11 protein-coding genes and 1 pseudogene are annotated in these 14,923 nt (G+C 46.4%); 10 read left to right on the plus strand and 2 right to left on the minus strand.

Translation table 11 applies throughout. The features are described 5' to 3' along the window. On the minus strand, window positions 1-275 hold a 275-nt coding region (locus BLQ99_RS04960; RefSeq protein ID WP_171904597.1), incomplete at its 3' end, for a helix-turn-helix domain-containing protein. A gap of 185 nt (window positions 276-460) precedes the next feature. On the opposite strand from BLQ99_RS04960, the gene BLQ99_RS04965 reads away from it, so the two are divergent. The 9 genes and pseudogenes from BLQ99_RS04965 to BLQ99_RS05005 all read left to right on the plus strand — a co-directional run bounded on the left by BLQ99_RS04965 (window position 461) and on the right by BLQ99_RS05005 (window position 12,250). After that, entirely contained in the window at window positions 461-1,918 is a 1,458-nt protein-coding gene (locus BLQ99_RS04965) for a recombinase family protein (RefSeq protein WP_093688740.1), read from the plus strand. A 36-nt stretch (window positions 1,919-1,954) separates the two neighbouring features. After that, window positions 1,955-2,371: pseudogene (locus BLQ99_RS04970) on the plus strand (manganese catalase family protein); the annotation flags it as partial. Between the two features lie 280 nt (window positions 2,372-2,651). Next, a complete protein-coding gene (locus BLQ99_RS04975) occupies window positions 2,652-2,924 on the plus strand; it encodes a phospholipase D-like domain-containing protein (RefSeq protein WP_093688742.1) in 273 nt (90 codons plus the stop codon). 62 nt (window positions 2,925-2,986) lie between these two features. Next, complete coding sequence (locus BLQ99_RS04980) at window positions 2,987-4,687, plus strand: C-terminal helicase domain-containing protein (RefSeq protein ID WP_093688744.1); 1,701 nt, start codon at window positions 2,987-2,989, stop codon at window positions 4,685-4,687. Then, window positions 4,680-5,333 (plus strand): DUF4391 domain-containing protein, encoded by a 654-nt coding sequence (locus tag BLQ99_RS04985; protein ID WP_093688746.1) that lies wholly within the window; start codon window positions 4,680-4,682, stop codon window positions 5,331-5,333. The genes BLQ99_RS04980 and BLQ99_RS04985 overlap by 8 nt, the downstream gene beginning before the upstream one ends. A gap of 18 nt (window positions 5,334-5,351) precedes the next feature. Then, complete coding sequence (locus BLQ99_RS04990) at window positions 5,352-7,283, plus strand: site-specific DNA-methyltransferase (RefSeq protein ID WP_093688748.1); 1,932 nt, start codon at window positions 5,352-5,354, stop codon at window positions 7,281-7,283. Between the two features lie 15 nt (window positions 7,284-7,298). Beyond that, window positions 7,299-10,379: a type III restriction-modification system endonuclease gene (locus BLQ99_RS04995; protein ID WP_093688750.1), complete on the plus strand. Its 3,081-nt coding sequence runs from the start codon at window positions 7,299-7,301 to the stop codon at window positions 10,377-10,379. A gap of 88 nt (window positions 10,380-10,467) precedes the next feature. After that, window positions 10,468-11,604 carry an AAA family ATPase gene (locus tag BLQ99_RS05000; protein ID WP_093688752.1) on the plus strand — a complete coding sequence of 379 codons (1,137 nt, stop codon included), beginning with the start codon at window positions 10,468-10,470 and terminating at the stop codon, window positions 11,602-11,604. A gap of 22 nt (window positions 11,605-11,626) precedes the next feature. Continuing rightward, window positions 11,627-12,250, plus strand: a complete 624-nt coding sequence (locus BLQ99_RS05005; protein ID WP_093688754.1) for a DUF4276 family protein — start codon at window positions 11,627-11,629, stop codon at window positions 12,248-12,250. Between the two features lie 289 nt (window positions 12,251-12,539). Here BLQ99_RS05005 and BLQ99_RS05010 read toward each other — a convergent pair whose 3' ends face one another. Beyond that, window positions 12,540-13,715 carry an ABC transporter substrate-binding protein gene (locus BLQ99_RS05010; protein ID WP_093688756.1) on the minus strand — a complete coding sequence of 392 codons (1,176 nt, stop codon included), beginning with the start codon at window positions 13,713-13,715 and terminating at the stop codon, window positions 12,540-12,542. A 300-nt stretch (window positions 13,716-14,015) separates the two neighbouring features. On the opposite strand from BLQ99_RS05010, the gene BLQ99_RS05015 reads away from it, so the two are divergent. Continuing rightward, entirely contained in the window at window positions 14,016-14,771 is a 756-nt protein-coding gene (locus BLQ99_RS05015) for a macro domain-containing protein (protein WP_245690274.1), read from the plus strand. The last annotated feature ends 152 nt before the right edge of the window (window positions 14,772-14,923 follow it).

The following is a 14,923-nucleotide window of genomic DNA, read 5'->3' on the forward strand; positions in this document are numbered from 1 at the left end:
AATTCTGTTAGATGGGAGTCATTAGCCTCACAAAACACTGGCTGACGAATAATAGCAAGAACTTGTTCCCTAAGTTCGTCTGAAATTGCATGAGCTGGTTTGCGGCCACGGTTACCGTGAGCCAGAAACCCAAAACCTTCTTTGATAACACCTGCCTTCAATCGTTTGACTTGACGTTCACTTAGGGAAAGAGCTTCAGCCGCTTCTGCAATAGTACAAACCCCTTGAATTACTTTGTCGATTACGATTGCTCTGCGAACCTCTTTGTCACTCAAGAAAATTTTCTCCTTCTCCATGAGTGACATTTTCTCAGATCACTTTTAAGGTGACAATATCATAGAACGATCACACAGGTGAATTGGTGAATATTGCAAATTTTGCGGCGACATGATATACTGTTTTCGGGGTACAGAGGGTCGCCGCAGTCGCGGCGGCCTTTCTTTTTTCCGGGGGGAATGAGATGAAAAAAATTCACATATACGCGCGCGTCAGCACCGATGCCCAGGCGGAAAAAGGCTACTCGATTCAAACACAACTCGACGCCTGCCGGGCGAAAGCGGCCGAGCTGGGGGTGACCACCATCGTCGAGCATGTGGACGACGGCTACAGCGGCGCGACACTGGACCGTCCCGGCCTGGCCGACCTGCGGGCGGCCGTGGCAGAAAAGCAGGTGGACGTCATAGTCTGCTATGATCCTGACCGGCTTAGTCGAAACCACCTCCACCAGCTGCTGCTCATCGACGAATTCGAGCAGGCGGGTGTAGAGATGGTATTCGTGACCGTCACATACGAAAGAAACGCCGAGGGGAAACTCCTGTACAGCATTCGTAGCGCGGTGGCCGAATTTGAGCGGGCAAAAATCAGAGAACGGTCCATCCGCGGGAAGCGCGGGAAAGCCCTGGCGGGGAAAGTGGTCATGAACACGCACCCTTACGGCTACGCGTACGACCGCGGGACGTATGTCCCTGACGAAAAAGCCGATACAGTCCGACGCATTTTTAAAGAGGTAATTTCTGGAAAATCAATATATGAAGTAATGAAACAGCTAAACATGGAAAAAATACCCAGCCCAAAAGGTGGTAGGTGGTATGTGGCCACTATTTCTCGCATTCTTCGAAACCCCCTCTACACCGGCGAAGTCCGGCAGTTTCGCGAAACGAAAAAAAAAATAAACGGCAAATGGAAAACGGAACGGAAAAACGAATATATCACCGTTCCCTGCGAGCCAATCGTGACTCGCGAGGAATTTACAGCCGCGGCCCAAGCCGTGGCGCGGCAAAAGCAGTGGAATCGTCGAAATACCCGCCACGAATATCTGCTCCAAAATATCGCTTTTTGCGGTTTCTGCGGCCGGCGGCTGGACATCGTCCAGCGTGGCAGAGGGAAATACTATTATTTGTGCGCCAGCCACCGGCGGAAAGCACAGACCGGCCAACCGCACTGTGGCGCAAGAGGAATCGCCGTGGATATTCTCGAAGATGCTGTCGCAGATCGTTTCCAACGCCTGTTGGACCATCCCCAACTGGTCCGGGAATATTTGGCCGACGCAGACGACGACACGCCGGAACGCCTGGCCGAGCTGCGGAAAGCGGAAACAGAGCTTCTAGCCCGCCAGCAGACCGTCATGCGGTTTTTCGCAGAGGGGAAGGTGGATGAAAAACTGGCCGACGAAACACTGGCGAAAATACAGGCCCAACTGGGCCAAACCAGGCAGGAAATTGCTGCCCTGACAACCCAAGCGGGGCAGCGCAAAACAATCGAAAAACGGGTGGCCGACTTCATGGCGGCCGTGCAGCAGGCCAGCACGCTGCGGGAAATCCTACTTACTACAGTGAAAAAAATCACAGTAAAGCGGACCGACAAAAATCAGGGCCGCTGGGCCGAAACTGAACTTGAAATTTGCATAGAATTGTGGTAATTTTAAATATAGTTTTATAAAACTTCTTTCGGTACCGAAGAACTCGCTCATATGGAAATGATCGCCGCTTTGGTCTATAAACTGACCGACGGCGCTTCGCCCGAAGAATTCAAGGAGGCCGGCTGGGAAGGGCAATGGGTGCAGCACGACCACGCCCTCTTCTGGACGGACGTCAACGGTGTACCCTGGTCGGCAAAATACATCGCCGCCCTCGGCGACCCCATCACCGACCTGGTGGAAGACATGGCCGCCGAGCAAAAGGCCCGTACCACCTATGAGCATTTAATCGCCGCTACCGACGACGAGCTGGCCAAAGACACCTTACGCTTTTTGTGGCAGCGCGAGGTCGTCCACTTCCAGCGGTTCGGCGAAATGCTCAATACCGTGCAGGAGTGGATGGCTAATAGTAAACACGTCTGGACGGGTCACGATTTTAAGAAGCGGGAGGAATAGAATTATAGACGCCAGACCAAGCCCCCGGCCATTCAGGCCGGGGGCTGTGGTGTGTCAGGGGGACAGCACTGAGTCATAAGAACAGCCCTTTGAAATGTTCCTTGACACTCCCCATTATGCTTTTTTGTAAAAAATATACATGTTGTGTTGTCATCGATAACTTATAATGATACCCTTAATATAGGTAAAAAATTCTAGAAATTTGCTCTATTTATTACTATTTACCGTATAACTTGCCAATTTAGGCAATGCATTTTCACGCACGACGGAGAGTGGTCATGTGAAAGTTATTAATAATATTGATCAGGCGTTGGGTGATGACCTAAAAGCGACTCTCAAACGTGGCGCTAAGGTTTCAATTGCTGCCTCGTATTTCTCTATTTACGCTTATCAGGCGTTAAAACAAGAATTGGAAAATATTAAAGAGCTGCGCTTCATTTTTACTTCGCCGACCTTTATCGCTGACATTTTAAAAAAGAAAAGCGTGAGTTCTATATCCCGAAACGCAATCGCGAAAGAAGTCTTTATGGGACGGAGTTTGAGATTAAATTAAAAAACGAAAAGCGCCTCAAGCCGAAATCCAAGTTTTGCGCTTTGACCGAACGACAGGATGTTATGAGCTATAGTGACATCTTTAAAGAATTATGTCGGATTAACCTGGGAATTTACGCTCCTTTTAAGTACATACTTCCAAGCCGTTTGCGCGTATATGAGCAGCGCTATGATACGGTAGTTAAAAGCGGCAGCCTTAAGCAGTCCGACCGTGAGCGCAACTTGCAGGTGCTTATGCGCATAAATTTGCTAAAACGGCTGGAAAGCTCGGTTGAAGCTTTCCGCATAACCTTGCAGAAAATCATTGACAAACTAGACGAGGCGCTAAAGCAAATCGAGGAATATGAACAGCATGGGAAGCAAAAGACGGTTGACTATATTGAAATAGAAAACGTCAATTTAGATGATGATAACTGGCTTGACGATGAATTTGCCTTAGGCGGCAGTATAAAAATTAATTTGGCGGACATGGACATTATCAGCTGGCGGGAAGATTTAAGCAGCGACCGGGAAATCCTAAGCAAATTGTTGCAGGATATGCTTAAGGTGACGCCGGAATACGACTTAAAACTTCAAACGTTACAAGAATTAATTGTCAATAAACTATGCAACCCGATTAACCCCGGCAATAAAAAAATTATTATTTTTTCGGCCTTTACCGATACCGCCGATTATCTGTACCGACACATAGCTGATTTTGCTAAAAAATATCAACTGCATACCGCCAAAATAGTCGGCAGTGATGAAAACAAAAATACTGCCGGGCTAAAAAATGATTTGGCTACGCTTTTAACTTGCTTTTCGCCGCGCTCTAAAGAAAAGCAGCTTATAATGCCGGACATTGCGGAAGAAATTGATATCCTTATTGCCACAGACTGTATTTCCGAAGGGCAAAACCTGCAGGATTGCGATTATCTCATCAACTATGACATTCATTGGAATCCTGTGCGCATTATTCAGCGTTTTGGCCGCATTGACCGCATCGGCTCGCCCAATGCCGTTATTCAGCTCGTAAACTTTTGGCCCAATATGTCGTTGGATGAGTATATCAATTTAAAAGAACGAGTGGAGAACCGCATGGTTATCATGGATATGACGGCGACCGGCGAGGATAATGTATTATCCAATGAGTCAAGCGATTTAGAGTACCGCAAAGAACAGCTCAAGCGGCTGCAGGAAGAAGTAATTGATTTGGACGACATGAACAGTGGTATTTCCATTACTGACCTAGGCCTTAACGATTTTCGGATGGATCTGGTCAACTATGTTAATGAGCACGGCAGTTTGGACGCCGTGCCTAACGGTATGCACGCCGTTACGTTTGCAAGCAGCGACATCGGCGCTGAGCCAGGCGTGATTTTTATCTTGCGCAACATAAACAATGGTGTCAATATTAATAATCAGAACCGTCTGCATCCTTTTTACCTGCTGTATATAAGACAAGATGGCGAGGTATTGGTAAATCATCTGGAAGTCAAAAAAACCCTGGATATTTTGCGGTCTTTATGCCGCGGCCAGGCCGAACCGATAAAAGAAGCTTGCCGGGCCTTTAATCAAGAGACCAAAGACGGCCGCCGCATGGAAAAATATTCACGGCTGCTTGAAACTGCAATTCGCGCTATTGTTGAGGTAAAAGAAGAAAGCGATATTGACAGTTTGTTCAGCGCTGGAGGAACTACCGCTTTGCTCGACAATATCCGTGGCCTGGAGGACTTCGAGCTTATCGCCTTTGTTGTAGTCAAGGACGGTGGGCAGCGTGTTTGACGTGCCTGATCGGACGCTTGTCAATCGCAAAATACCGAAAAACAAATTTTATGAAAAACTGGACGCAAATACCAAGCTAAAAGAATTATTTGCCGAGCAAATTGAAACAATCGTATGGAAACATAAGCTGGCGCAGTCAACAATGAATTTGGATCCTGTGGACGAGGTACAGGAAATACAGATTTTTGAACTTTTTTTGCGCCAGCGCGGAATATCGAGAGAAATACTGGAAAGTATTGATAAATCTATTCCGTATCCCATATTGCATGTGTTACGCTATCAAAACGAAGTTAAATTGGTCATTGCCTATAAACAGCCGAACCAGAATAATGAGAACCGGGCGGTTGTGCACAGTTACTTTGAATCCGACTGGCAGCCTCAAGACAGTTTCCGGTTTCCTATTACGGGCTGCCTTACGCTGGGGGCGGTATATGAAAGCATCATCCGTCGGTTACTGCCGGTGCCGGCAAAGCCGGAAGAAAAACTGGCAGAGGTTGTTACCAGGCAGTGTGAAATCGAGCGATTAAGGCGGGAATATGCGCGGCTGGAAGCAAAACTGCGCAGTGAAAAGCAGTTTAATAAAAAAGTCGAGATTAATATTGAGCTGCAAAAGCTAAGACAAAAACTGCAGCAATTGGCAGAATAGCGATAGGGGGAAACTCTGTTGGAAAAATTAACGATGCGGACAAAGGACTTCAGCCAAGAAAATATCGCCAAATTGGCAAAGCTGTTTCCTAATGTAGTGACCGAAATATCGATAGGCAAAGACAGAGACGGCAAGGATATACTGAAAAGAGCCATTGATTTTGATCTGCTAAAACAGGAACTATCCGATGTGCTGGTCGAAGGCGACAAAGAACGCTATCAGCTTACCTGGCCGGGCAAAAAACAGGCTATCCTTCATGCTAATGCGCCTACCAATAAGACGCTGCGCCCAGTAAAGGAAGACAGCGTGGACTGGGAAACAACGCAAAACCTGTATATCGAAGGCGACAACCTGGAAGTTTTAAAGCTTTTACAGGAAGCGTATTTGAATAAAGTAAAGCTTATTTATATTGATCCTCCTTATAATACGGGCAAAGACTTTATTTACAAAGACGATTTCAAACAATCAAGTGAGCAGTATTTGCGCGAGTCCGGGCAAATGGACGAGCAGGGCAACCGACTGGTGCAGAACACCGAGGCTAACGGGCGTTTCCACAGCGACTGGCTGAGCATGATGTATCCGCGGCTTAAATTGGCGAGAAATTTGCTGCGGGATGATGGGGTAATATTCATTAGCATTGATGATAATGAAGTAGCTAATTTAAAAAAGATTTGTGATGAAATATTTGGATCTGAAGCCTTTGTTGCTATTTTCCCCTGGAGAAAAAGAACAGCAAAAACAGATGTTCCTTTCGGGGTATCGCAGGACTTTGAATGGATTATATGTTATGCTAAGCCTAATTTTCTTGCAGGTGTTCCTACTGAACGGAAATATTATACTTCTCCTGATTTTAAAGAACGGTGGCGATTATCGGATTTGACGACGCAGAGGAGTGCGGAGGAAAGACCAAATTCATTTTTTACTTTAGTTAACCCTAGAACTCTTGAGGAGTACCCTGCAAATCCTAATCGTGTATGGGGAGTGACTAAAGAAACTTTTCAAGAGTACTATGCTAAAGGGAAAATAGTATTTCCTGGTGATTACGAATTTTTAAATATATCTACTCCATATTGGCGAGTTTTTGAAAGTGAAGATAAAGAAAAAAACCTTAAAAAATTTGGAACGGTTGAACATAGAAAAGCAATTTCTACAATGCTACCGACGACAATTGGGAGAACTGAAGATGGTACAGAGGAAATAAACGAGTTGTTTGGAGCTAAAGTATTTTCTTTTCCTAAACCAACTTCTTTGATTGAGTTTTTTATTTCTGTAATTTCGAGTGACGATTGTATAATTGTGGACTTTTTTGCTGGATCTTCAAGTTGTGCTGAGGCGGTATTAAGGTTAAATGCTAAGGATGGCGGGAAGCGGAGATTTATGTGTGTACAGTACCCCGAATTGTTAGATCCTAATAATAAAGACCAAAAAACAGGGTATGATTTTTGTATTGCTAACGGACTGAATCCTAATATCTGTGAAATCGGCAAAGAGCGCATTCGCCGCGCCGCCAAGAAGATCAAGGAAGAAACAGGCGCCGATATTGACTACGGATTTCGCGTGTTTCGTCTGGACTCAAGCAATATGAAAGATGTTTATTATGCGCCGCAAGATCTAACCCAAGAAATGGTTTTGGCGCTTGAGTCCAATATCAAAGAGGACCGCACGGGCGAAGACCTGCTCATCCAGGTCATGCTGGAGTGGGGGCTTGAACTGTCGCTGCCGATGGAAAAGCGAGTTATTGCCGGCAAGGATGTGCACTTTGTCGCCGGCAATTCCTTGATAGCTTGTTTTGACGATAAGGTATCCGATGAGGTGGTACGGGCTATTGCCCAGGAGAAACCGCTCAGGGTTGTTTTTCGCGACAGCTCGTTTGCGTCTGATGCCGACCGGATTAACGTGGAAGAGATTTTTAAGATGCTGTCCCCGGATACGGAGATCAAGGTCATATAGGATGAGGGCGAGACTATGAAATTTAAATTTAAACGGCAAGCTTTTCAGGATGAAGCTGTACGGGCGGTCGTGGACTGTTTTACCGGGCAGACTTACGACGTGTCGCGCTTTATGCTTGAACAAGCGGTGCGGGCGGAAGATAAGCAGACGGTTTTAGCATTAGAGGAAGAAGATTTCCGCGCTGATATCGGCTTTAAAAATAAAGAAATTAAACTGGTCGAAAGCGAAGTTTTGGCCAATATCCAAGCGGTACAGCGGCGCAACGGCTTGACGGTTTCGGATAAATTGGAAGGCAAGTATAACTTGACCGTTGAAATGGAAACAGGCACAGGCAAGACCTATACCTATATTAAAACCATGTTTGAACTGAATAAGCAGTATGGTTGGAGCAAATTTATCGTTGTCGTTCCCTCCGTGGCTATTCGCGAAGGGGTTTATAAAGCTTTTCAGATAACCGAAGAGCATTTCATGGAAGAATACGGCAGAAAGGCCAGGTACTTTATCTATAATTCTAAGCAGCTACATGAATTAAACAGCTTCGCCGCGGACGCAGGAATTAATGTTATGATTATTAATTCTCAAGCCTTCAATGCTCGCGGCAAGGATGCCCGGCGTATTTATATGGAGCTGGACGAGTTTCAATCCCGCATGCCAATTGAAGTCATTGCGCGCACTAATCCCATCGTTATCATTGATGAACCGCAGTCGGTCGAAGGCGCGAAAACCAAAGAAGCGCTTAAACTGTTTAATCCTCTCTTTACGCTAAGGTACTCGGCCACTCATCGCCCCGGGCAGGAGTTCAACAAAGTGTACCGACTTGATGCGCTGGATGCTTATAACCGAAAACTGGTAAAAAAAATCAGCGTTAAAGGCATTACAGTTAAGGGAACGACAAGCACGGAAGGCTATTTATACTTGGAAGGCATTGAAATTAATGAAAAGCAGGCGCCAGTCGCAAAACTGGAGTACGAAGTGAAAACGCCAAGCGGCATTAAGCGGGTAACGTGCAAACGGCGTGTCAATGACGACCTTTATCAGCTTTCCGGCAATTTGGAGCAGTACCATGGCTATAAAATAGCGGAAATTAATGCATATAAAAATATTGTGGAGTTTACTAACGGAGTTGTAATCGCCGCCGGCGAACTGCAGGGCGACGTAACGGAGCAAAATTACCGGCGTATACAGATTAGGGAAACAATATTATCGCACCTGGAAAAAGAACGGACGTTATTCAGTCAGGGTATTAAGGTATTGTCGCTGTTCTTTATTGACAAAGTAGCCAAGTACCGTCAATATGATAAGGACGGTAACGCGCTTAATGGTGAATATGCCACGATGTTCGAGGAAGAATACCTGGCGGCCTGTAACAAATATATTACGTTATTCCAAGATGATCCTTACGTCAAATATTTGCAGGGCATTGCTGTCCGCGATACGCATAAAGGCTATTTTTCGATTGATAAGAAAAGCAAACAGTTTATCGACCCCAAAGATGGGGGGGTTAAGGAGTCGGATGATGTAGACGCCTATAATTTGATTATGCGGGATAAAGAAACGCTTCTGAGCTTTGCCGAACCAACACGGTTTATATTTTCCCATTCGGCGCTTCGTGAAGGATGGGACAACCCTAATGTATTCCAGATTTGCACGCTCAAACACAGCGATTCGGCCATTAAAAAGCGGCAAGAAGTCGGCAGGGGGCTCAGGCTGTGCGTTGACCAGCATGGCAACCGCATGGATGAACAGGCTTTGGGAGATGCGGTTCATGAGATAAACATTCTTACTGTTGTGGCAAGTGAGTCTTACGAGGATTTTGTTCGCGCTCTGCAAAGCGAGATTGCGGATGCCTTGTCTGAGCGTCCGAAACAGGCCGACGTTGCTTTCTTCCTAAATAAGGCGCTGGTAAGTGTGCAGGGAGAGCGGCGGCTCATTGATGAGTCGTTGGCTAAGAAACTGAATAAAGCCCTATATAAAGCTGGTTATATCGATGAGGTGGATAACCTGACTCCGGCCTATTTTGAGGCGGTTGCCAGCGGCAATTTTTCTTTACCGGGAGAGCTTACGGATTATACGATATCTGTGGTCAAGCTGCTTGAAACTATGTATTCGCCGCATAAACCGATGGCAGACAATGAACGGAAGCGAAACATCCCGGCATTAGTGCCCAACCATAATTTTTACCGGCAGGAATTTCAGGAACTGTGGAAAGAGATTAATAAGAAAACCGCCTATACGGTGCAGTTTTCGTCGGATGAGCTTATTGCCAAATGTATTAAAGCTCTGGATGCAGAACTTACTCTACCGGATATTCAGTATACGGTAACAGCCGGTACGCTTGAGGCCTTTCAATCTAAGGAGCAGCTTGCCCAAGGCGAAGCTTTTCAAACGGAAAAAAGCGCGACTAAGTCGCTGGTTGCTGTAGCAAGCTCGCGGGTTCGCTATGATTTAATCGGCAAGCTCATGGAAGAAACTAAATTGACGAGAAGAACGATAGCGGCTATTTTAAGCGGCATAAGCCCGATAACATTTGCCCTGTTCAGGAAAAACCCTGAGGCTTTTATCCAGCGGGCCGGCAAAATTATCAATGAGCAGAAAGCAGCGACCGTAATTCAGGGGATTTCTTACGATATTATTGATGGCTCGTTTGATACCAGCATATTTACAATTAACAGCTTGCAGGCCGTACTGGGCGAAAACGCTCATCCGCTGAAAAAACATATTTATGACTACTTATTGACCGATTCCAAAGGCGAGCGTAATTTTGCCAATAAACTTGACATTAGCGAAGAAGTATGTGTGTTCGCCAAACTGCCGCGTGGCTTTTATATCCCGACGCCAATCGGCAAGTATAATCCAGACTGGGCAATTGTCTTTAAAGATTCTGATGTTAAATATGTCTATTTCATTGCCGAAACGAAGGGCAGTTTGGCCTCGCTTGAACTGCGCGATATTGAAAAGGCTAAAATTCATTGCGCACGACAGCATTTTGCGCGAATTAGCAGCAGCAAGCTCAAATATGACGTTGTTGATAGCTATGAAAAACTGCTGGAGATCGTAAAGGGCAACCATGTTGGACAGCATTTGGCGGCTAATTAATATGGACCATTATTAGGATACTAATAGATATTAAACGGTATTTCGAGGTCAGAAAGCTATAACTTTTCAATAGGGGGCGGCTGTTTTTATGATTATTACGCGCGTGGTTTTGCAAAACTGGCGCAATTTCCGTTCGGTCGATGTATGTTTGGGCGATCGGGTTTTTCTTATTGGGCCAAATGCATCAGGTAAGTCTAATTTTTTAGATGTTTTTCGCTTTTTACGCGATATTGTTAAAGGAGGGGGACTACAGCAGGCCATAGCTATGCGTGGCGGGATGTCCAAAATCCGCTGTCTGGCTGCTCGTACTCCTTCCACAGTAGTGATAGACATAACGTGGGCCGAAGAAGCTGGGGAAAAAGAGCTTTGGCGTTATAAATTAGGGATCAAACAGGAACAGCGCGGAAGACATCAGCCGATCGTTGACTCAGAAGAAGTATGGTGCAATGGGGAGAAAATTTTGGACCGGCCTGATAAAGATGATAAAATTGATAATTTGCGATTGACCCAGACCCACCTTGAACAGATTAATGCCAACAAGGAGTTCCGGACAATAGCTGAGTTTTTTAAGAACGTACAATATCTGCATTTAGTACCGCAAATAATACGCGCTCCTATCATTTTGGGCGGTTCGGGCATGACAGAAGACCCATTCGGCCAGGATTTTCTGCAAAAGCTCGCTTCTGCTACGGAAGCAACAAGAACGAAAAGATTGCGAAAAATTGAAGAGATATTGCGTATTGCTGTCCCCCAACTGAAGAATTTGGCGTTTGTACAAGACAGCGAAACAGGGAAGCCGCATTTAGAGGCTGTATATGAACACTGGCGCTCCCATGGCGCAAAACAGCGCGAAGACCAATTTTCCGATGGTACTATTAGACTAATTGGTTTATTATGGTCATTACTTGAAAAAGACTCGCTTTTATTATTAGAAGAGCCGGAGTTATCATTGCATTCTGCCATTATCCGCAAACTGCCAGGGATGATGGCAAGATTGCAGCGGCAAAATCGGCGACAGATCTTTATTAGTACGCATAGTTTTGAATTGCTGTCCGACCAGGGAATAGGAGCAGAAGAAATCCTTATATTGTCGCCTGATGTTGAAGGTACTACCGTAAGCGTTGCCTCAAGCCGGATAGATATATTAGCTTTGCTGGAAGAGGGTGTGCCGGCTGCTGAAGCTGTTTTACCGCTTACGGCGCCGCGTGATATTGACAAGATGTGATGAGGAGAAAAGCAATATTGATATGGAAAGAGTGCAAGTTCTCGCTCAACCAATCTATTTGCGAGTTTTTGTCGAAGATGAACTGGGTAGAGCATTGATTGACCGGATTCTTAGGGAATATGGCAATAAATTTGCGTGGGATATAAGTGTTGTAAATGGATTTGGCAATATAAAAAAACGAATAAAGCAGTATAATGCAGCTGCCCGAAGATGTCCAATGCTTATTTTGATTGATTTGGACAAAACGTCATGTGCTTGTTTGATAATCCAGGAATGGTTGCCGGAAGGTGCTCACCACAATTTGTTGTTTCGCATTGCTGTCAGGGAAGTAGAAAGTTGGGTAATGGCCGATCGGGAAACATTAGCCATTTATTTGTCTGTTGCCGAAACAATCATTCCTGCTGCCCCGGAAATGGTAGATGATCCTAAAAAGTGCATTATAGAAATAGCTCGTCGGTCAAAAAAGCGTAATATACGAGAAGCCCTACTTCCTAAACCTAATAGCATGGCGAGTGTAGGACGGGAGTATAACAGCGTATTAACACAATATGTTTATAATAATTGGCGGCCAGAGGTTGCCAGAATAAATTGTGAAAGTCTTGACAGAACGATGCGGCGATTGGAACAGTTTCAACCACAATACTAAATAAGCAGAAGTTAGCATTTTACAACTAGATCAGCTAATGGCATTAAACCATTTATTTTTCAGCCGTCGTACCGATACTGCCACTTTGGCTAAATTGATTTATCGGGACGAATTTTACGCTCGTTCCATTTTGGAGCGGCTTGTAGAACGCGGCTTGGTCGTAGCTAGCGGTCAGAAGAAGGTGGTAGTAAACACGTCTGGATGGGTCACGAATTTAAGAAGGAAGAATAATATTTAATACCAAGCCCCCGGCTTTGCGGCCGGGGGCTTTGGTGGTGTAAAACTGATCTTAAGGATTGACTTTTTCCCGGAAGGTCTGCTTGCCGTCTTTTAATTCGATGATGACCGCGCTCTTTACGGGGTCATGGGTGGCGTTGAGGGTAATGCTGCCGGATACGGCCGGGAAATCTTTGGTTTTGGCCAGTTCGTCCTTTATCTTAACCGGGTCGGCGCTGCCGGCCCGTTCGATAGCTTTGATGACCATCATGGTAGCGTCATACGACAAGGCGGCAAAGGCATCAGGAACCTGGCCGTATTCTTTTTTGTAATTTTCAACAAAGGTTTTAACCGCCGAGCTGGTATCGTCCGGCGAATAGTGGTTGCTGAAGAAGGTATTGTTCAGCGCCGCAGCACCGGCTATTTCCGGCAGTTTGGCCGAGTCCCAGCCGTCTCCGCCCAAAAATGGCACATTAATGCCCAGTTCGCGGGCCTGCTTAATGATCATACCGACTTCCTGATAATACCCGGGAACAAAGACCACATCCGGGTTTTTCGCTTTTATTTTGGTCAGTGTGGCTTTAAAGTCAGTGTCTTTTTGGAGGTAAGCCTCTTCGGCGACAATAGTGCCGCCGTTTTTAACAAAAGTTTCCTTGAAGTACTGGCCGAGTCCTTTGGCGTAGTCGCTAGAGTTATCGATGTACAGGGCAGCGGTTTTGGCTTTAAGGGACTTGGTGGCAAAGTTAGCCATTACCGCGCCCTGGAAGGGGTCGATAAACGCGGCACGGAACAAGAATTCCCGCACTTTGCCGGTAGCCGGGTCAACGGTGACTTTAGGGTTGGAGGCAGTCGGGCTGATGGCGAGGACCTTGTTGTCCTGATTGACCTGGGCAGCAGCGATTACGCTGGAAGAAGCAATTGGCGCCAGCACGGCCACTACCTTGTCCTGGGTGACCAGTTTCTGCATGGCGTTGGCAGCTTCAGCGGCTTCGCTTTTGTTGTCGGCGACAACTAATGTGAGCTGTTTGCCGAGGACACCGCCCTTGGCATTGACTTCTTTGATGGCTAATTTGGCGCCGTTGGCGGCCGACTGCCCGAAAGTGGCGTTGGAGCCGGTCATCTCAAAGTTGGCGCCAATTTTGATAACGTTGGCTGGCTGTGCCGTCTGCTGGGAACTGCCGCAGCCGGCGGCAACCAGTGCTAGTGATAGGAGAAAAACTAAGAAAATAGACCAGTGGCGCTTGGACATAGGGAAGCCCTCCTTTGTCTTTGCATTGCGTACACCAGGACGTGTTTATCCGTGGTGTACACATGTTTGTTACATACGTATAAATTATATTCTTCGTTGGCAAAGCCTGTCAATATTAGTCATAATAAGAATTTTCAAATCGGCGCTAGTCTGTTTTGGGTTCGCTCTTTCGCGGCGAGCTGTTTTGGGAGGCAAGGCGGGGATATTTTTGCGAGGCGGAAGGCATGGCCCACTATTACCCCAAAATAGTGTGCATGGGGGTATGTTCGGGATTATAATGAACTATAGGAGGGAGCAAAAGTGAACCGGGAAACGGCTTTAATAAATGCTATCAAACAAGTATATTCTTTGCTCGGGATGGCAACACCCGAAAGAGTTACGTCTGAATTATCATTAATAAGGTTAGAACAAGCTTTAGCGGTGCTGCACGATGTTGCCACAAAATATGATATCGACCTGCCAGGCAGAAGCGAGGCTGGGGTGACTAACGCCATAGCAGCGGCTAAGAAGGCCGCGCGGCGCATCATCATTAAGCAGGGTGACATTACCGAAGAAACGACAGACGCGATCGTTAATCCTGCCAACAGCCGCTTGGTCCACGGCGGCGGCGCCGCCCGCGCGATAGCGATGAAAGGCGGCGAGGAAATAGTAAGACAAAGCAACGAAATTATCCGCAAAATCGGCCACCTGCCGACCACTAAGGCGGTGATTACCGGGGCTGGCAATTTGCCATGCAAGTTTGTCATCCATGTCGTTGGCCCGCAAATGGGGGAAGGTGATGAGGACAGCAAGCTTAAGCGGGCTGTTTGGAACGTTTTGACGTTAGCGGAAAACTATAATTTGCGAACGATCGCCATGCCGGCGATAAGCTCCGGCATTTTTGGTTTTCCCAAGCCGCGCTGCGCCGAAGTGCTGCTTAGTACGGCCGCCCGCTTCCTTGACGGTTGCGCGGTTTCGCTGCAACAGATTGTGATGTGCAATCATGATGAAGAGACCTACCGGATCTTTTTGCATACGGCCGTGAGGCTGAAGCTGCTGGAGGCGAGTGAAAGTTAAGCGAAAGTTAGCCAAGCTTACCGGGAAAACGAATAAAGGGGCTTGACGAACGAGCGATCGAAAAGAGTTAGGGAAGGGACTGGTAAAAAGGATTAGACGGAGGAATCGCGAATATCAATTCGCCCGTGCTTTTTGCCCGGGGCTGTCGTGGG

This window comes from Sporolituus thermophilus DSM 23256 (assembly GCF_900102435.1).
In the GTDB taxonomy this organism is placed as follows: domain Bacteria; phylum Bacillota; class Negativicutes; order Sporomusales; family Thermosinaceae; genus Thermosinus; species Thermosinus thermophilus.